Origin of the sequence: Acinetobacter sp. TY1 (assembly GCF_048551395.1) — a bacterium.
GTDB lineage: Bacteria > Pseudomonadota > Gammaproteobacteria > Pseudomonadales > Moraxellaceae > Acinetobacter.
Genome location: NZ_JBLYZK010000011.1, coordinates 21,672 through 40,968, shown reverse-complemented (window position 1 = coordinate 40,968; position 19,297 = coordinate 21,672). Strand labels below are relative to the sequence as shown.

The following is a 19,297-nucleotide window of genomic DNA, read 5'->3' as shown; positions in this document are numbered from 1 at the left end:
AAATATGTGTAAAGCCGCCACAATTTTTAAATTAGTGTTAATTTAAGTACGAACTACATCATACTTTTACATAGACCTAACTCAAAATATGAAATTTAAAACATTAAAATATACATTCATCCTCAGCACTATCCTTAGCTCAGGAATTGCATCTGCACAGAAAGTTGATGAACCTCGTGCCATTGCGCTAAGTAATGCCATGATTCAAATGTTTGCGACTACACATCTAAACAAGCCAGATGCACAAATCAAAATGACCGCTTTAATCCAAAATGTATCTGAAGCAGATATTCGCAAAGAAAATCAACAGAGTTTATCTACCTTTGCTTCCCCAACAGCGAGTATGTTTGCAACTTTAGAAGAACAATTTGGCGTAAGTGATTTCAAAGTGATTAAACCTGCTTTTGAACATCAACTCAAAACGCAAAATTCTTTTTATCAAAGTTGTAAGATTTCAGGAAAAGTCGCTGAACAACAAAATGACTTACTTGTTCCTATTTTGTGTCAAATCCCCGATTTTGATATGAATACACTCAACATTCCTGAACGTAGAAGTAGCGAAAGTGATGCTCAGTTTATGGCTCGTTCAATTGATACGCTATCGACAAGTTTAGATAAAGCCCCTAAAAAAGCATTTCCAACGCATATTTTAATCCATCGTCAGGATCAACTTTATATCCCTGAAATGGATTCATCACAGTACTTTCCAGGCAGTATCACGCAACAGATTAGTGGTACACCTGAAGAAGAACTCGATACACAAATAGATGAAGAAGATGCCGCACCTTAAAGCCCAATAAATTTTCAATCTGAAAATCAAGGTAATGAGCAACTTTAAAATTAATCATTACCTAAATACACGCTTAAACGATTAACACTTACTACCAATACCCTGCTGATCCCACATATCGTTCAACAATAATTCAAGCGAATGTTGTTGAATACCATACATTTCTTTCAAAGCGTCAATCTGTGCTAAAACGTCTTGATCAGGCGTTGTATAGCCTTTACGCTTCGTTGCTAAAATCATTTTATTTTTACTTGTATGTTCGAGTGCCACAAATTCAAAGACCTTGGTATCGTAGCCGTAGGCTTTTAAAAATAATGCACGAATCGTATCAGTCAACATTTCTGCTTGCTGCCCCGCATGAATACCAAACTGTAACATTGGTTGAAATACAACAGGACTTTTGAGCTGTGGACGTAATTCTTTATGACAACACGGCGCACACATAATCATTTGGGTATTCAATCGAATACCTGTATGAATGGCAAAATCGGTGGCAACATCGCACGCATGTAAGGCAATCATTACATCAAGTTGTTCAGGTTCAAAGGTGCGGACATCGCCCTGAAAAAACTCTAACTGCTTAAACTCAGACTGCTTTGCTACATCTTGGCAAAAGTTCACCATTTTCTCATTGAGTTCAACGCCTGTAACTAAAGGTTGTTGATGATTTTTTTGCAAATAATCATATAAGGCAAAAGTTAAATAACCTTTACCTGAACCAAAATCAACGACATGTAAGGGACGAGAATCCGTTGAAATTGCATCTACTGCACCTGCAAAAATTTCAACAAATTTATTAATCTGTTTCCATTTTCGTGCCATGCTCGGAATAATTTGTGCTTTCGCATCGGTAATACCTAAAGGCTGTAAAAAGTAACTCTGTTGATCGACAAATCGATTTTTTGCACGATCATGTCCTTGTTGTTCATCGACTTTTTTCACTGTATTGTTTAGCTTAGTCATGCTCAATATGGCTTTCTTTTTATTTTTTTTCAGTTGATATTCTTGCTCATACGTCAGCAAGTTCGCTTGTTTACAGTGTGCAAGTAATTCACTCACTAAGGCTAATGCTTCTGTAAGTGAATAGTTTTTAGTCACATCCTGAGTCTTGTAACGATACAATACATTAAGCACCGTATCATTTTGCAGAAGAATTGTACGAACAGTGATTTTCTCTAAATGCTCTAACTCTCCTTTGTATTGGCTTAGAATTAGACGATCAAAGCTTTTTGAATCAATTGCTTGCTGAAAGGCATCGAGCAATTGTTGTTCTTGAACTGAAAATAAAGCCACATCGGACATAACAAAAACCTAAAGGAGATATACCGTGATTTTAAAACGTCTTACCTAAAAGGTAAAATTACATTACTATACATATGTATTTTTAAGAAAACAAAAGCAATGAATACTTCAATCTCTCCCCTACAAACATATGATCCTGTTGAAGAACGTATCAATGGGCTCAGTCATGCCTTGGGTGCTATTCTTGCACTCATTGCGACTTGCTTTATGCTGATGAAGGGTAGTTATTTACCTGCATGGCAGTATTTTGGGCTAATTGTTTATGGTCTGAGCATGATTTTGCTCTTTTCAAGTTCTGCTGTTTACCACTTTTGTCAAGATGAACAAAAACGAGCTTGGTATAAAAAACTAGATCATACCGCTATTTATTATTTAATTGCAGGCACCTATACACCTTTTCTAGCGATTGCTCTGCCAACAGCCAAAGCACATTACCTCCTGATTGCCTTGTGGGTCATTGCTGCAATTGGGACACTATTCAAGTTAATTTTCATTCATCGTTTTCAAAAGATTTCTCTCATTGCTTATTTGGTCATGGGTTGGCTCGCTGTGCTTGTAATTGATGATATGCAACGCTTTTTAAAACCAGATGCATTAAAATTATTAGTAATTGGTGGCTTAGCTTATACGATTGGTGCATTGTTTTATGCCCTAAAAAGAGTAAGATACACGCATGCAATTTGGCATATTTTTGTATTGATTGGGGCAGGATCACAATTCCTATCCATCTATCTTTACGTCATTTAATCCTTTGCCACTCAAAATTCAGTGACCCTGAATGTGTGAAATAGGATTGATCCCGTTGTTTTTTTAAGAAATTACGCCTTTTTTAAAAAGATTACGCTTGAGAACTATTTTTTACTTTTTCAAAGTGTAAGGTCTATCATGGCGTCATCAACATCTACAATTGAAGTTCCAACAAATTCAAAAGCTCGTGTACTTATGGCGAGTTTGGTTGGTACAACCATCGAATTCTTCGATTTCTATATCTATGCAACTGCTGCAGTGATTATTTTCCCGCATTTGTTCTTCCCTGCAAGTACCGATCCGACTACAGCAACAATTCAATCGCTTGCAACTTTTGCCATTGCCTTTATTGCTCGCCCAATTGGTGCAGCACTATTCGGGCATTTGGGTGACCGAATAGGACGAAAAGCAACGCTCGTGGCAGCATTACTGACCATGGGGATCTCGACTGTCTGTATTGGTCTACTCCCAACCTATCATCAAATTGGCATCGTTGCACCGTTGTTACTTGCGCTTTGTCGTTTAGGTCAAGGCTTAGGTTTAGGTGGTGAATGGAGCGGCGCTGTACTGCTTGCCACCGAGAATGCGCCTGAAGGTAAACGTGCTTGGTATGGTATGTTCCCTCAATTGGGTGCGCCAATTGGATTTATTTTGGCAACGGGCTCATTCCTCACTCTCGGTGCATTTATGTCTGAAGCAGACTTTATGCAATGGGGCTGGCGTATTCCGTTCCTTGCAAGTGCTGCCTTGGTGATTGTAGGTTTGTACATTCGTTTGCAATTGCATGAAACACCTGCATTCCAAAAAGTACTCGATAAACAAAAAGAAGTGAATATTCCGTTTAAAGAAGTTATGACCAAACATTGGGGCATGCTTATTTTAGGTACGATTGCTGCGATTTGTACTTTCGTGGTGTTTTATCTCACCACAGTTTTTGCACTGCAATGGGGTACAACGGAGCTAGGTTATACACGTGCTGAATTTCTTAAGCTTCAACTGCTAGCAACTCTATGTTTTGCTGCATTTATCCCACTTTCAGCAATTTTAGCTGAAAAATTTGGTCGTAAAACTACATCAATTGGTGTCTGTATTTTATCGGCATTGTTCGGTTTAGTATTTTCAAGCATGCTTGAGTCAGGTAGCACGCTTGTTGTATTCCTGTTCTTATGTACAGGTCTTGCGATTATGGGGCTGACCTATGGTCCAATTGGTACTGTATTGTCTGAAATTTTCCCAACTTCAGTACGTTATACCGGTTCTGCTTTGACCTTTAATCTTGCAGGTATTTTTGGTGCATCGTTTGCGCCATTGATTGCAACAAAATTGGCGACTACATACGGCTTGTATGCTGTCGGTTATTACCTCACTGCTGCCTCTATTCTTTCACTCCTTGCTTTCTTAGCGATTCGTGAAACTAAAAATGATGATGTGAATAATCAAATCTAAAGATGATTTACACATCTAAATGCCCATAAAAAAGCCAACAAATATGTTGGCTTTTTTATTGTAAAAACGAAGTGTAGCTAAATACGTTGAGAATCAAGCTATAACTTATTGTTCAAGCTCTAAGTCTGCCATCATCAAGTCATAAGTATCATTAAAAACTTCTCGATCACCACCTGCATTGTAAAAACTCGGAATAATAAAAGTCACTATTTCTTGTGTTTCTTGAGTGAAATATAGATGATTGACGAGTGCTTCTAAATCACCATCTGCAATACCACAAGCTTTGATCAAGTCTTCAAATTGTTGATAGAATTTCTTGGCAAAACTCTCTGCATTAACATCATCCGCCGCATGAAATTCATTCTCAAGTGACTTTAGACCTTCTTCCAATTGTGCTGATTGTGATTCAGACAGACCAAAAGGTATTCCAACTTCTTTATAAAATGTCATATTATTGCCCTCTATTGTTTTTATTTGCTTGCTTCAACACGCTTAAATAGACATATGTGAGGCATCGCACATTCTTTATTTTTAGAATATACACGGAAAAAAACAGATAGCCAACCCATTGATAAAAATAAATTTTATTATTTATTAAATGTTTATAATAAAACCACATCTGTTTAAAAAATATTCAAAATAAAAGCTGTGTGAAAATTATTTTTCATCAGTATTTACAGGTTTTTTCATTTTCTATACAGCTTGAGACTATTAAAACTCGACCTAAATTAATTCAATAATATCAATTGTTGGCGGTACACGAAAACGAAATGGTACACCGACCATTCCTGTACCCACACTCACAAACACATCAGCATTATCATGATGATACAAACCACGTTTGTGGCCAAGAATAGATACCTTTTTCATCACATAACTCGTCAACCAAGGTAGTTCAACCTGTCCACCATGCGTATGCCCCGAAAGCATTAATGGACGAGTGGGTAAATCAGGAACCATATCAACGGTATCAGGGTTATGTGACAAAATCAGCCAAGGTTTATCTTGCGGTAATTCTGGCATATAACGCATATCTGCTTTACCTGCCCACAAATCACCAACGCCTATTAAGCGAAATCCATCAAACTCAACAATCTTTCCTTCAATGTCCATGACATTGTTAATCTCTAAAGCATCTTTTAAAAGTTGCTGAATTGGTGGTCCAGGATATTGTTCATCATGATTACCATTGACCGAATAAACTGGAGCTTCAATTTGCTTTAATACTGCTAACTCTTCTGCAAGTTTATTTTCAGGCTCATAGGTCCAATCACCAGCAACGACAACAAAATCAGGTTGTTGTTGATTAATTTTGTGCACAATCTGTTTGAGTTGGCGTTCATGCCCTGAAAATAAACCGATATGTAAATCTGCAATAAGTGCAACACGAACAGGTTTAGGCAGTGGTTTTTTCTGTCCTAAATCATAATGCACATAATTGATCCGAATCATATGTGGTTCAATAAACCGTGCATAAATCAGTAAACTGCTCATCAAAAAAGCAAAAATACTTTCATGTAAAGAGAAGATTTTTATCCAACCTGCGTATAAACTAAAAAAGAACAACGGAAATAATAAATAAGACAGGTAAAATGCCAATAAATGGACAAATGATTTAAATGGATGAATTGTTTCTGTACGTGATTGACTGATCCAGGCTTGGGCAATGCCCCAAATCCCAACAACAGCAAAACACACGTAAAAGTAAAATTCGATTGAATCACTCATCCACATATTAAATCTCAACCTCTAGATTGATCTAATTGATTAATCTGCTCGATCATCACCATGATGATCTCAATTAGCTTAAACATTGAAGACATTATGACTCGAACGCATCAGATACAGGTTCAATTGCATCAATTGAATAACAAAAAAAATAGCATACATCGATCTTCAATATTGATGCTGACGAGCTGTATCTTGTTGAGTCTGTCCGCATGTAGTACCTTGCCCAAGCAAATAGCGCAACATGCAGAATATGCTAAAGATATAGACACATCAGAAACGACTCTTGCCCATATTATTACGCCATTAAAGCAACACAATCCTGAATTAACAGGCTATCATGTCCTCTATGATCCACTTGAAGCCATTGCAGCAAGAATACATCTAATTGATAAATCAGAAAAAACCTTAGATTTACAATACTACATTTGGGACAACGATAAAATCGGTTCATTGGCTTTATATAAAATTATTCAAGCTGCTGATCGTGGCGTTAAAGTTCGCCTGCTCATTGATGATAACAATGCTAAATCGATGGAAGCTATTTATTTGGCTTTAGATCAACATGCCAATATTGAAGTGAAACTCTTCAATCCTTATAAATTTCGCCGTTTACGCCCATTAGAGATGGTCATTGATCTCAAACGCATTAACCGCAGAATGCACAACAAAAGCTTTATTGCTGACAATCAGATTGCTTTAATTGGCGGTCGTAACATGAGTAATCATTATTATAATGTCAGTGAGAACTATCAATTTTCAGATGTAGATGCCATGTTGGTTGGCAAGTCTGTAGATGATATAAGCCATTCTTTCGATGAATATTGGAATGATAGCTATGCCTATCCTGTACGCCAAATTGTCAATCCTGCACAATATAGTTTGCGTTATGAGGGTTTAAAACAACAACTGACACAGCACTACGAAGATATTACCGTGCAAAATTATCTTGATTTAAGCAATCGCTCAAATGACTTTGATAATTGGCTAAGTACCCATGTACAACTCGATTGGGTCAAAGCAGAAGTAGTCAAAGACTCACCTGATAAAATTCGCTCTAAAGCTAAAAAAGAGCAACATATTAATTTCCAAATGATTAAACAATTGGAAAAACCCGAGACGAGTGTCGATATTATTTCCGCTTATTTTGTACCGCAAAAAAAAGGCGAAGAGCGTTTAACTGAACTATCAAAGGAAAATGTTCATGTTCGGGTATTAACCAATTCATTCAAAGCCAATGATGTTGCACTTGTCCATGCTTTTTATGCTAAATATAGAAAAAATTTACTGAAAAATGGTGTAGAACTTTATGAATTTCTCCCTGCTGTTTCAGATGAAGAACTGAAAAAAAGTAATGAAGAACTGTCAGAAAAAACTAAAATTAGTATGAAAGGATTAAGTCGCTCAAGTCTGCATGCTAAACTGATGGCAATTGATGAAAAACAAGTCTTTATTGGCTCATTTAATTTTGATCCACGCTCTGCAAACTTAAATACTGAAATTGGTGTGATTATTAACAGCCCACCGCTTGCCAAAGCCGTGCATCAAACAATGGACAATAATTTAAAAAAATATGCCTATAAATTGGTTTTAAACGCTGAACAGCAAATCAATTGGCAACGCCAAACTCCTCAAGGGATCGTGACACTCACTAAAGAACCAAAAATGAAATGGTGGCAAAAAGCTGGAGTCAAATTTATTTCTTGGCTACCAATTGAAGGTTATATGTAAAACTAACGGAACATGAAGTTCTAACCAATAAAAATGGCAATGAAAGCTCATTGCCATTTTCAATCTAATGTTAAAACTTATAAATCAATTACATCGTGACTGAATTTAAGCCTTTAATATTTCCTTTTGTAACTCTTCTAAACCCTCTTGCATCATCTTTTGAACTTTTTGCGTCAAACTTTCAACCGTATGACCTTCTACAGAAATAGCAGGAAATGTCTTCAAATGTGCAGTCACTTTTGGCATTTCAAGTACTGCTTGCACATGTGCTGCAAAACTAAGATCACCGACATAAGGTGTAATCGTATCGAGTTGACCATTTTTATTGACATAGCAAATCAAGCAGACTTGTACAGGTTTTTGCGCTTCAATGGCAGCACCTAAAATACGCCCATGCACTTTTTTAACTTTTGTTCCATCTGTTGTCGTTGCTTCAGGGAAAAATAATACGGGAATATCATGCTTCAAAAAATCTGTAATCTGTTCACGAATTCGAACTGAATCACCCGAACCACGCTGAATAAATAAAGTTCCACCACCTTTTGCCAACTTGCCCAACACAGGCCACTTTTCAATTTCAGCTTTTGCCAAAAAGAACACTCGTGCACCTGAACCAAGTACAGCGACATCTAGCCATGACACATGATTACTCACCCATAGGGCTGGCTCTCTTGGAATTTCACCATGTACTCGAACATCTAAATTAAAAACATCACATAAGCGACGACAAAAATACTGCACATAACGGGTATTTTTAGGATTATTTGGATCTTTATACAATTGATGGCGATATACCAAATAAAAACCTTCAGAGATCACGGCAGTGCCTGTCAGTAGTTTTTTACTGTATAAAAATGCACGAGAAACTAGATTCAATTGAGAGTTTTTTGACTTTACTGTGGTTTTTTCTTGAGTCATAAATATTCACTAAATGGAAAGATTGCTGAACGACTACACATTATTCTATACAGATCTCTGCGAAGTTGCATTGATCATAAAAACACAATTATGTTGTCAATTCATTTACACTAAGGTTTTATACCTGCGTGAGCAAAAATATCTGTGGAATCGGCGCTACAACATCAGGACACTGAACATACCCTTTTGGTCAGTATTTCCGTTCAAATTCTCGATGATCTCGATACTGAAGAATTTCGATTACTCGCAAAATCTGCTGGTGCAGACATTCTTGAACATATTCATGTTCAACGTGTTAAACCCGATCCTAAATATTTTATTGGCTCAGGAAAAGCGGAAGAAATTGCTGAACGTGTACAAGCATTAGAAATCGGTTTGGTGATTTTTGATCAAGCACTGACACCAAGTCAGGAGCGAAATTTATCTCGTGTTTTGAACTGCCGTGTTATCGATCGTACTCGTTTAATTTTAGATATTTTTGCACAACGTGCGCGTACTCATGAAGGAAAATTACAAGTTGAATTGGCACAACTTGATCATTTATCTTCACGTTTAGTCGGTTTGGGTGTATCACTCGATAGTCAAAAAGGTGGTATTGGTTTACGTGGACCAGGTGAAACTCAGCTTGAAACAGATCGCCGTTTGCTCCGCATACGTATTGGGCAACTCAAAGATAAACTTGAAAAAGTTCGTCAGACTCGTATTCAAGGACGTGCAGCAAGGCAAAAAGCAGCCATTCCAACGGTTTCCTTGGTCGGTTATACCAATGCAGGAAAATCTACACTATTCAATATCTTAGCAAAATCGGATGTTTATGCGGCGGATCAACTCTTTGCAACGCTTGACCCAACTTTACGCAGACTCACTTGGGATGGCATTGGCACATTGGTTTTAGCCGATACTGTTGGATTTGTTCGTAACTTAGCCCATGCCTTGGTTGAATCCTTTAAAGCCACTTTAGAAGAAACGCTAGAGGCAACGCTACTCTTACACGTGATTGATTCAAGCAGTCCTGATGTAGAAGAACAAATTGAAGCAGTTGAAAAAGTACTGAAAGAAATTGGCGCAGATATTCCGATTCTTCGTGTATATAACAAAATTGATCAATCAGGTGAAGATGCTAAAATCATTTATGCTAAACCGCATGTACCTGATCGTGTTTATGTTTCTGCACATTCATCGCAAGGATTAAATCTATTACGTCAAGCAGTACAAGAATGCTTAATGGGACAAATTCAAAGTTTTGATCTCGTACTTAAACCTGAATATGGCAAACTTAAAAACCAACTTTATACGTTAAATGTCATCCAATCTGAACAGTATAATGAACAGGGAGAATTACTTTTACGGGTCAATATTGCGCCACATAAACTTGAACAATTAATTCGTCAAGCACATCTTCCACTCCGTGAAATATTGGGTTCGAAAGCAAAAATGTTCGAAAAGTCATTGGAAGAATTTGAAATTAAGCGTTAAATAGGTTAGAACGTAAATGGTAGAATTTTACTCAAATAAGACAGCACATGGATCAGTTTAAAAATATCGATTGGCAAGCATGGATTGGCACACTTGCCCTTATCATCGTTGTACGTGAAAGTGCTGTGTGGATCATGACACAGTTCAGCCATCCTGAATTGGGCAATCTGGTTGGCTTACTCAGCCTACTCGGTGTTTTGCTTCTTTGGCGTAAATTCAAGAAAATTCCCGCTCGTCTTGTCGACACCAACAATAAACTGATGAAAGAAAGCGGCTTTGCTTTTCTTCCTGTTTGTGCAGGTTCATTATTAATGTTGGTTTCAATGGGCAAAGAAATTCCATTATTTTTATTGGTGATGTGTGTGAGTACACTGATTCCATTGTGGATTTACGCAAAAATGGCAAAAAAGTGGCTTTAGGAGCTTCATTATGTTCTCTGTACTCATCGGTTTCCTAATCACCTTTATTGCATATATTGCAGCAAAACCTGTCAATAAGCGCTTTCCACAAATCCCTTTATTGGTCATTGGCATGTTCTTTGTCATTGCACAATTGTTAATCTTTAAAATTCCATACGAAAAATATAATGCTCAAATGAATGGGCTTTTTAGTCATTTGCTAGGTTACGTTACTGTTGCACTTGCCATTCCATTGGCTTCAATGCGTTATGATGACCTACCCTTTAAATCAATTGTCGGCATTTTAGTATTTGCAAGTCTTAGTGCTGTGGCTTTACCTATGAGTTTGGCTTATCTACTGCATATGTCTGAACCAACCATTATGGCTTTTGCTACACGAGCGGTAACGACCCCAATTGCCATTAATATCGCAACGCTGTTGCACTCACCAGTCACATTGGTCATTTTAATTGTAATTTTATCTGGTGTGATTGGTGCAGCATTTTCATCCATTATTTTACGTAATATAAATGATGAACGTGCATCAGGTTTAGCCTTAGGGCTTGCGGCACATGCTATTGGCACAGCACAAGCTTGGCAACGAGGTGCTGTTGCAGGTCGTTATGCAGCCTTTGGTATGGCGGTAAATGCTGTATTTACTGCAATCTGGCTTCCGACATTTATGCACTTTATAAAATAACTGTGATTTAGTTAACATTTCACATGATTGCATCGGGTAATTTTTCATCTTAATATAGAGCTTATACTCTCACTCCTCCCAAGACAGGAACTTAAGTATGCAATGCAAGACCTTACTATCTGCACTCTTATTGACCGTTTTTACTGCAACCGCTGCCATAGCACAGGACATTACGGGTACATGGAAAAGCATTGATGACAAAACTGGATCATCAAAAGCTATTTTAACGATTCATCAGGAAAAGAATGGCACTTATACAGGTAAGGTCGTCAAAATTACTCCACGCCCAGGTTATACACCGCGTGAAACGTGTATTGACTGCCCTGCACCGTATACCAACAAACCTATTCTTGGACTTGAAGTTCTTAAAGACCTTAAAAAATTGAATTCGGAAGAATATGCAAATGGTCGTATTCTTGATCCATTGACAGGCAAAACCTATTCTGTAAAAGCAAAACTCAGTAGTAATGGTAAACGTTTACAACTTCGCGGTTATGTCGGTGTGTCTGCACTTGGGCGTAGCCAAACTTGGATTCGTGAAAACTAAAACTCGTTTTCACCTGACAGCATTATAAAAAAAATTAAAATACCCCCCAAATATAACAAGGATAAATAACGATGAAAAAAGGATTTTTCTGCTGTCTATTACTTAGCTTCGCAAGCTATACCTCTGCTGCCGATATTGCAGGGGTATGGCGAACGATTGATGATAAAACTGGCTATGTACGAGCGCATATCAAAATTACTAAATCGGATAATGGTGTTTATACAGGAACCATTATTCAAGACTTTCCTGCACCAGGTGAAACGCCATTATTGCAATGCAACAATTGTCCTGCACCTTATACGAATAAACCCCTCATTGGCTTAGATATTCTTAAGAATTTAAAAGCAGACCCAAAACATCCAAATCTTTATATAGGCGGTTCAGTTTTAGATCCTCGGGTTGGAAAAATTTATCATGGTAAAGCAAAGCTCAATGCGAATGGTAATAAAATGACACTGCGAGGCTATATCGGTATTTCGATTGCTGGGCGCAGTCAAACATGGATTCGTCAAGAATAATCAAAAGGACTGATCTGACCTTTTGTCGGATCAGTTTTTTTATTTTATCCTTCATTTTGATCTTACAGATGTAAGCAACCTAGTTAATTAACAAAATATTCAATAATTTACAAATACTTATAAAATAAAATCTAAAATTTTCTCCAATATTATTCCCTCTATACTTGATTAATTCATATTTTCACAATAAATGAAATCACATAAATAATCTATTATGTGATTTATTTTACCTTTTTAATGAACTATAGTGCTTCAATTATTAATACTATATTTTCAATAACAAGAGACTAACTATGGAGACCTATTTCATAAAGGATCCAAATCTCATTGAAATACTTCTTTAATTAAAAATAATTGAGTGACCTAATGATGAAAAATATAATACTGAACAACAAAATAATAGCCATAATTTTTACATTACTCATATGTGGTAGTCAGATGGGTTTCGCAGAAGATATCTCAGGACTATGGCAAAGTATTGATGATAAAACAGGTAATGTGAAAACGACTGTTGAAATTCGATCTGATGCTCAAGGTATTTACAGCGGTACAATTAAATCCATTAGCCCTCGTGTTGGCTCTAAACTACAAGAAACATGTGTAAGTTGCCCTGCACCTTATACCAATCAACGCTTGGTTGGCTTAAAAACCATTACAGGACTTAAGCATGTGTCTGGCAATGATTATGCTGAAGGTCAAATTTTTGACCCAATTTCAGGTAAACAAGCGAGTTTAAAAGTAAAACTCAGTGCTAGCGGTAACCGATTAAATTTACAAGGTTTTTCAAATAATATAGCAGGTCGAACTCAAGCATGGATTCGTGTGAAATAGTGTTTAATTCTAGATTCTATTTACTTGATATTATCGATTCATGCTTCATCCATCTAAATTTAAAACAGACAAATGAAGCTTGATTAAATTAACTGAATATTACGGGTTAGGTTTTAAATAGCTTAGACCTGTAATTTTCAGCTGAATATCCGCTTTAGCAGGAATCGCAAGAGCAAAATTATTTTGCAATGAATTGGCAAAATTACCCGAATAAATTTTTGCACCCTGATGGGTCAAATTCGATTGACAATCAATATAAATTTTACCCCCCATATTTTCCCACAAACGACAAAAACCATAATCTTCAGATAAATAGCGGTTTGTTTCAGGGTCAACCATGACATCAAAGAAACGGTAATGTAAGCCTTTGTTTTCCACACCATGCGAATCTGAAACATACTGTAATTCGGGATAGTGTTGCATCATTTTTTCAAAAACGGAACGTTTAATGACCATAAACCCTGTGGGTGCTTCAGCCATTTCCAAAAAACCATCTTCTTGAATATCAAGTTGAAAAAAATCTGCTCCTGCAGGTACACGAGCATTGACCGTATATTTTTGATATAACGCTTTAAATTCAGCATAAGTCATATCTTTTGGTAAGCCATCTACTGGCCATTCTTCAGTTTTCAGCGGATAAACCCCCGCTACAATTTCATAGTCCGCTTGAAGTAAACGCAGTGCTGCCTCAGGACTAAAGCCAATGTCTGAATCAATCCAGAAAAGATGAGTCCATTCAGGATTCTGTAGAAAGGATGCAACACAGTTATTACGTGCACGAGTGATGAGACTTTCACCTTGCATCAGCAAATATTGTGTAGGCATTCCAATGTGAAGCGCTGTATTTTGAAAATTCAACAAAGAATTTACATAGTTATGAAAATATTTTCCATCATGACTTGGGGTAACAATAAGTGGATAAATCGTTGTTAATTGTTCAATAGAAAGCATTTTCTTTATTCCATCTTTTACAGCAAAATTGCTTTTTTCTTCTCGTCTAACATAACAATTTTTATATTAAAATTCTGAATTTTCAACATATATTCACTACTTTATTTCATTCTATTTTCTCACTAAATTTTTAAATCAAGTTCAATAAAAACTAAATATTAATTTTTAATGCACCATATTGAATTCATAGTTAAATAATACTTAATAAAAAATTTTAATTATTTTTTAATTAAAAAATTAATATGCATACATTTTATCCGATTAAAAATAATGTGATTTATTTATCTTTTTAAACAAAATAAAGTGACTTTTGATACAAAATACCTCGATAAACTAGCAATTCAATAATGGTCTTAAATAATTTATTTATAGCCATTATTCATAAAGTTTGATTAAAACAAATGAGTAAAATAATATGAAAAACAACTTTAAATTACTTTCTCTTGGCCTATTATTGGGTTTCAGTACATTAACTTCAGCGCAAGATATTACAGGTCTTTGGCAAAGTATCGATGATAAAACAAGTGAAGTGAAAGCCATTATCGAAATCAGCCCCAATGATCAAGGGATTTATACTGGAACTATTAAAACCATTACACCTCGTGTTGGTTATCAACCTAAAGAGCTTTGCTATAAATGCCCTCCTCCTTATACCAATCAACCGATTTTAGGACTGAAAACCTTTACAGGGCTTAAACTTGCTAAAAACAATGAGTATGCTGATGGTAAAGTCATCGATCCACTCACAGGTAAAATATATAACTTAAAAGCTAAACTGAGTACCAATGGAAATCGTTTAAATTTACGTGGTTACGTCGGCGTTTCAACCATTGGACGTAGCCAAACTTGGTTACGAGTAAAGTAACCATCACTTTCAAATGATTGTTCAACTATTTGTATTATTTATTGAGTTTTTAATTTACGTATTCATAAAAAAAGCCACTGAAGTGGCTTTTTTTACTGACTTAAAATCGAGTAGTTACATTGCAGGATTATCAACGGCGAAAGACTTTTTATCTTCAAGACGATAGGCAATTAGTTGATGTCCCCAAACTGCCCCACCATCGACATTTTGAATACATTCATTAATGGTTTTGCCCTGTAATGCAGCCCAATGTCCAAAAACAATTTGATGGGTTTTTGTGGCTTTTGAGTCAAACTCAAACCATGGCTGAAAACCTTCAGGCATTGATTCATCAAGTGAATCTTTAAAACTAAATTCTAAACGCCCTTCTGTATCAGTCAAACGCATACGAGTTAAGTAGTTAGTAATACAGCGTAAACGGGCATTGCCTGTCAGTTCATCCGACCATAGGTTGGGTTCAGAACCATACATTTCTTTGAGAAAGGTATCCATGACAGTAAAATCATCATCAGACAAGACCACCTCAACTTCTTTGGCTAAAGTTGCGGCTTGCTCTGCTGTCCAAATAGATGGAATTCCTGCATGCGTTAAAATTGTATGTTCATTTGGAAATAGACATAAAGGTTGTTTGCGTAACCAATCGATCAGATCATCACTCTCTAGAGCATGAATCACATCATCAATTTTATCTTTGTCTTTCAAAACTTTAATGCCACGTGCGACAGCCAATAAATTGAGATCATGGTTACCCAAAACCGTTGCAGCGACACCACGATCCACTAATTTTTTAATAAAGCGTAATGCACCAATTGAGTTTTCACCCCGTGCGACTAAATCACCTGCAAACCAAATAAAATCTTGATCTGCATCAAATTGAATCTCTTTGAGTAATGCTTTTAGCGCTTCAAAACAGCCCTGCACATCACCAATGACATAATTATATCGAATTTTGTCGCACGCCATTTTAGATTCCCACCATTTGATCAGATAAAGCTACAAATTGTGCAAGTGTCAACGTTTCAGGACGTGCCATTGGATCAATGCCTGTATTTTCAAAACCATCTTCAACTAACATACCTTTTAAGCTATTACGCAATGTTTTACGGCGTTGAGTAAAGACATGTCCAACCAGTCGAGCCAAGGCTTTTTCACTTTTGGCAATAATCGGTTTCGTCGCATACGGCTCTAAACGAAACACAGCTGACGTTACTTTTGGTGGTGGATTGAATGATCCCGGTGGGACTTCAAATAAATACGTTGGTTTACAGAAATACTGAATCATCACTGATAAACGACCATATTCTTTAGTATTTGGTGATGCGGTAATACGGTCAACCACTTCTTTTTGCAACATAAAGTGCATATCTTTGACTTTATCGCCAAATTGCAAAAGGTGAAATAATAAAGGTGTAGAAATATTATAAGGTAAGTTGCCGACTACACGTAATGGTTTATCATCTTTAAACAATGTGGTGAAATCGAATTTCAGTGCATCGGCTTCAATAATCGTTAAACGCTCAGGATGTGGCACACGACCAGGTAAACCTGCAGCCAAATCACGGTCAAGCTCAATCACGGTTAAAGCATCACATTCACCAATTAATGGTGAAGTCAACGCTGCAAGACCAGGACCAATTTCAATGATATTTTCACCTGTACGTGGATGTACCGAACGTACAATTTTAGCAATCACACGTTGGTCATGTAAGAAGTTCTGCCCAAAACGCTTACGGGTATGATGCCCTTCATCTTTGGGGTTTAAGGCATTAATCTGATACATAAAAAATTTCCAACGGGTAAATAAGACAAAATCAGTGAGGTGCCAATTTAAGCGTTAAATTGACAATAAACTTTTCACCTGCTCCGTATCTGCAAGGGAGAATGCAGTCACAGCTCGACAGAAGTTTGGAAAAGTAAACCATCTTCGTATTCTTGATGGCTTCACCAGAGTGGTGTGATTTTAACACAGGTAAAGCCTGATCGTGATATATCGCCAAAACTGCATCTGTATGTTGTTATTGCTTAGAGATTCAATAAGTCTTTTCAAAGTGCTTGGAATGATACAAAAAAGCATTCCGTCTAACTTTTTAAACATAAAATCATTTCAATAATATATAGACTCTAGTGCGCTGTATTTCGCTCTAATTGATTCAGTTTAATAAATATTTCATCAGAAATTTCAACATTATCTCTCGCTGCTTGATAGGTACTTGCCAAAGGTTCACGTTTTTGCAGTAACTTAAATGTTTCAGAATCTAAAATCACCTGAATATCTTCTTGAATGGAAAGCAGACTTTCACGCATTTCGGTATCTTTAACTCGCTCAACACCTAATTCTGCATTGCCATTCAGTTGTGCGTGCAAATACACATTAAATGTTTCTAGATCAGCCAAAAAATCATCCATACTATGTCGAGAAAATTCATTTGATTTGGATAAACTACCGATTGAACGCAATATTCTCTCGCCCATAAACACTTGGTTTTTTGCAATGACCACTTGCGTTGCAGGATAATTTTTCCGTGCCATCATATCGGTTAATAAATTATACTCAGCTTGAATATTCGGAATTTGTTCAAAAACAACGATTTGATAATCATACAACCTGTTTAAATTGTCTTGGTTCTTTGCAATAACATCAATGTTCTTACTGATTGCTTGGCTATTTGCAAGCATTTGGCTTAAATCTTGATGATTTGAATCATTTTTTTGTATTAAATACATCGTTTGATTCAGTTTTTCTTGACTCCGTTTTAAGACTTGGATTGATTCTAAACTCCCAGATTCCACCGCTTCTTCAGACTGCTTCGGAATCAAAAGTGACAAGACTTTTAACTCACACAGATTTTGCGCAGTCATTGGTGTTGAACATGCAGATAAAACTGTTGTCATTAATAGTAATGACAACACACTCACTCGCCTAATGATGGACGGTGTTTCTCTCTGTTTTTTATTATGAATCATCATCGACATGTTCAGCCTCTTCTTGATATTAGTTTTATTAAAATTATGATGATTTTACTTAATAGCGTGCCAATTCTAACGCCAAATCAACAGCAATATTTAAACTCGAACTTTTTGCCTGCCCTGTACCTGCAAGAGAAAGCGCAGTGCCATGATCAACCGAAGTCCGAATAAAAGGCAAACCCAAAGTAATGTTAATGGCTTCACCAAAACCCTGCGCTTTTAACACGGGTAAACCTTGATCGTGATACATCGCCAAAACAGCATCGGCATCTTTTAAATTTTCAGGAGTAAATAAAGTATCGGCAGGCATACTCCGACTCATATTGATGCCTTGCTCACGGTAACTTTCAAGCACAGGATTGATCACTTCAATTTCTTCCATGCCCAAATAACCATCCTCACCTGCATGTGGATTTAAGCCACAGACTAAAATATGTGGTTGTTTTATTTTAAATTTGGTTTTTAAGTCATGAATAAGAATATCAATGACCTGATGTAAACGCTCTTTAGTAATCGCATCTGCAACATCACGTAAAGGTAAGTGCGTTGTTGCCAAGGCAACACGTAAAGTTTTAGTAGCGAGCATCATTACGACACGCTCTACGTCAGCAAACTCTTGGAAATACTCAGTATGACCGCTGAAATGAATACCTGCATCATTAATGACAGACTTTTGAACAGGCGCAGTCGCAACACCAACACTTTGTCTTTGCATTGCATAAAAAGCTGAACGACGAAGTTGTTCTAATACATAAGCTGCATTTTTTGGATTTAACTCGCCTAAAACGACATCTTCATATAAAGGCACATGCTCAACATAAAGTTGACCTTGTTTGGAAGATTCGGTTTGCCCCATATATTCAATCAGTTCGACATTTTTATTCAAAATTTTGATACGATCACGTAACATATTAATATCTGCCAATACCACGATTGGGCGCTCATCAATACGATCTGCCAAACTCAAACAAATATCTGGACCAATACCCGCAGGCTCACCACTGGTAATATATAAGGGAAGCATAAGCAACCTGAAAAAAATAATCTCAAGATAATCAGTTTACATAATCTTAAAAAAAAATTCTGATATTCTTATTTAAAGTTATTCAAAGTCATGCCATTTAAATAAGCAATAAAAGTGGCAACATAGATCAAAATGCCCAGTACAAAAAAAAAATAAAACTAATTTTCAAAAAATACTGTCTTTTTTTAGGTTTAGACTGTAATAAAAAAAAGAGAGGAATAACAAAGCAAACGAGATAAGTAACATATACGAAAGGAAACTTAATGATTAACCCGAACATAACAACAAGTAGAATTGGAACCAGTAAAATACCCCACGAAATCGCAATCATTGTTGCTAATAAAATGAATATCGTCCA

General features: G+C 36.5%; 20 protein-coding genes and 1 pseudogene. 11 read left to right on the top strand and 10 right to left on the bottom strand.

The window, feature by feature from the left end; all coding sequences use genetic code 11:
- Nucleotides 1-88: 88 nt before the first annotated feature.
- Nucleotides 89-790: a hypothetical protein gene (locus ACK2M2_RS08760; protein ID WP_419347572.1), complete on the top strand. Its 702-nt coding sequence runs from the start codon at nt 89-91 to the stop codon at nt 788-790.
- A gap of 81 nt (nt 791-871) precedes the next feature.
- Here ACK2M2_RS08760 and ACK2M2_RS08755 read toward each other — a convergent pair whose 3' ends face one another.
- Complete coding sequence (locus tag ACK2M2_RS08755; RefSeq protein WP_419347571.1) at nt 872-2,092, bottom strand: class I SAM-dependent methyltransferase; 1,221 nt, start codon at nt 2,090-2,092, stop codon at nt 872-874.
- A 99-nt stretch (nt 2,093-2,191) separates the two neighbouring features.
- Here ACK2M2_RS08755 and trhA point away from each other — a divergent pair, with 99 nt between their 5' ends.
- Nucleotides 2,192-2,839, top strand: a complete 648-nt coding sequence (trhA, locus tag ACK2M2_RS08750; protein ID WP_419347568.1) for a PAQR family membrane homeostasis protein TrhA — start codon at nt 2,192-2,194, stop codon at nt 2,837-2,839.
- 138 nt (nt 2,840-2,977) lie between these two features.
- A complete protein-coding gene (locus tag ACK2M2_RS08745) occupies nt 2,978-4,285 on the top strand; it encodes an MFS transporter (protein WP_409511119.1) in 1,308 nt (435 codons plus the stop codon).
- A 105-nt stretch (nt 4,286-4,390) separates the two neighbouring features.
- Here ACK2M2_RS08745 and ACK2M2_RS08740 read toward each other — a convergent pair whose 3' ends face one another.
- A complete protein-coding gene (locus tag ACK2M2_RS08740; RefSeq protein ID WP_409511118.1) occupies nt 4,391-4,735 on the bottom strand; it encodes a hypothetical protein in 345 nt (114 codons plus the stop codon).
- A 273-nt stretch (nt 4,736-5,008) separates the two neighbouring features.
- Nucleotides 5,009-6,019, bottom strand: a complete 1,011-nt coding sequence (locus ACK2M2_RS08735; RefSeq protein WP_409511117.1) for a metallophosphoesterase — start codon at nt 6,017-6,019, stop codon at nt 5,009-5,011.
- 90 nt (nt 6,020-6,109) lie between these two features.
- Between ACK2M2_RS08735 and ACK2M2_RS08730 the strand changes: the two genes are divergently transcribed.
- Complete coding sequence (locus tag ACK2M2_RS08730) at nt 6,110-7,744, top strand: phospholipase D family protein (protein WP_419347650.1); 1,635 nt, start codon at nt 6,110-6,112, stop codon at nt 7,742-7,744.
- A 105-nt stretch (nt 7,745-7,849) separates the two neighbouring features.
- On the opposite strand, the gene ACK2M2_RS08725 is transcribed toward ACK2M2_RS08730, so the two are convergent.
- Nucleotides 7,850-8,662, bottom strand: coding sequence for a lysophospholipid acyltransferase family protein (locus tag ACK2M2_RS08725; protein ID WP_409511116.1), 813 nt, complete (start codon nt 8,660-8,662; stop codon nt 7,850-7,852).
- A 144-nt stretch (nt 8,663-8,806) separates the two neighbouring features.
- Between ACK2M2_RS08725 and hflX the strand changes: the two genes are divergently transcribed.
- The 6 genes from hflX to ACK2M2_RS08695 all read left to right on the top strand — a co-directional run bounded on the left by hflX (nt 8,807) and on the right by ACK2M2_RS08695 (nt 13,132).
- Nucleotides 8,807-10,138 (top strand): ribosome rescue GTPase HflX, encoded by a 1,332-nt coding sequence (gene hflX, locus ACK2M2_RS08720; protein WP_409511115.1) that lies wholly within the window; start codon nt 8,807-8,809, stop codon nt 10,136-10,138.
- Between the two features lie 47 nt (nt 10,139-10,185).
- A complete protein-coding gene (locus tag ACK2M2_RS08715; RefSeq protein ID WP_409511114.1) occupies nt 10,186-10,557 on the top strand; it encodes a hypothetical protein in 372 nt (123 codons plus the stop codon).
- Nucleotides 10,558-10,567: 10 nt separating this feature from the next.
- A complete protein-coding gene (locus ACK2M2_RS08710; RefSeq protein ID WP_409511113.1) occupies nt 10,568-11,236 on the top strand; it encodes an LrgB family protein in 669 nt (222 codons plus the stop codon).
- Nucleotides 11,237-11,333: 97 nt separating this feature from the next.
- On the top strand, nt 11,334-11,783 hold the full coding sequence (locus tag ACK2M2_RS08705) for a DUF2147 domain-containing protein (protein ID WP_419347561.1): 450 nt from the start codon (nt 11,334-11,336) through the stop codon (nt 11,781-11,783).
- Between the two features lie 71 nt (nt 11,784-11,854).
- Nucleotides 11,855-12,301, top strand: a complete 447-nt coding sequence (locus ACK2M2_RS08700; protein ID WP_409511111.1) for a DUF2147 domain-containing protein — start codon at nt 11,855-11,857, stop codon at nt 12,299-12,301.
- 438 nt (nt 12,302-12,739) lie between these two features.
- The gene (locus ACK2M2_RS08695; protein ID WP_409511110.1) at nt 12,740-13,132 is read left to right on the top strand and encodes a DUF2147 domain-containing protein; all 393 of its coding nucleotides are present in this window, start codon (nt 12,740-12,742) and stop codon (nt 13,130-13,132) included.
- 99 nt (nt 13,133-13,231) lie between these two features.
- On the opposite strand, the gene ACK2M2_RS08690 is transcribed toward ACK2M2_RS08695, so the two are convergent.
- On the bottom strand, nt 13,232-14,083 hold the full coding sequence (locus ACK2M2_RS08690; protein ID WP_409511109.1) for a hypothetical protein: 852 nt from the start codon (nt 14,081-14,083) through the stop codon (nt 13,232-13,234).
- A 415-nt stretch (nt 14,084-14,498) separates the two neighbouring features.
- Here ACK2M2_RS08690 and ACK2M2_RS08685 point away from each other — a divergent pair, with 415 nt between their 5' ends.
- Complete coding sequence (locus ACK2M2_RS08685; protein ID WP_419347557.1) at nt 14,499-14,948, top strand: DUF2147 domain-containing protein; 450 nt, start codon at nt 14,499-14,501, stop codon at nt 14,946-14,948.
- Nucleotides 14,949-15,062: 114 nt separating this feature from the next.
- Here ACK2M2_RS08685 and ACK2M2_RS08680 read toward each other — a convergent pair whose 3' ends face one another.
- The 5 genes and pseudogenes from ACK2M2_RS08680 to pdxA all read right to left on the bottom strand — a co-directional run bounded on the left by ACK2M2_RS08680 (nt 15,063) and on the right by pdxA (nt 18,939).
- On the bottom strand, nt 15,063-15,911 hold the full coding sequence (locus ACK2M2_RS08680) for a symmetrical bis(5'-nucleosyl)-tetraphosphatase (protein ID WP_419347554.1): 849 nt from the start codon (nt 15,909-15,911) through the stop codon (nt 15,063-15,065).
- 1 nt (nt 15,912) lies between these two features.
- Nucleotides 15,913-16,728, bottom strand: a complete 816-nt coding sequence (rsmA, locus tag ACK2M2_RS08675; protein WP_409511106.1) for a 16S rRNA (adenine(1518)-N(6)/adenine(1519)-N(6))-dimethyltransferase RsmA — start codon at nt 16,726-16,728, stop codon at nt 15,913-15,915.
- 145 nt (nt 16,729-16,873) lie between these two features.
- A pseudogene (locus tag ACK2M2_RS08670) lies at nt 16,874-16,963 on the bottom strand (hypothetical protein); the annotation flags it as partial.
- 106 nt (nt 16,964-17,069) lie between these two features.
- The gene (locus ACK2M2_RS08665; RefSeq protein WP_409511105.1) at nt 17,070-17,921 is read right to left on the bottom strand and encodes a pilus assembly protein PilJ; all 852 of its coding nucleotides are present in this window, start codon (nt 17,919-17,921) and stop codon (nt 17,070-17,072) included.
- A 49-nt stretch (nt 17,922-17,970) separates the two neighbouring features.
- Complete coding sequence (gene pdxA, locus ACK2M2_RS08660; protein WP_419347550.1) at nt 17,971-18,939, bottom strand: 4-hydroxythreonine-4-phosphate dehydrogenase PdxA; 969 nt, start codon at nt 18,937-18,939, stop codon at nt 17,971-17,973.
- Between the last annotated feature and the right edge of the window lie 358 nt (nt 18,940-19,297).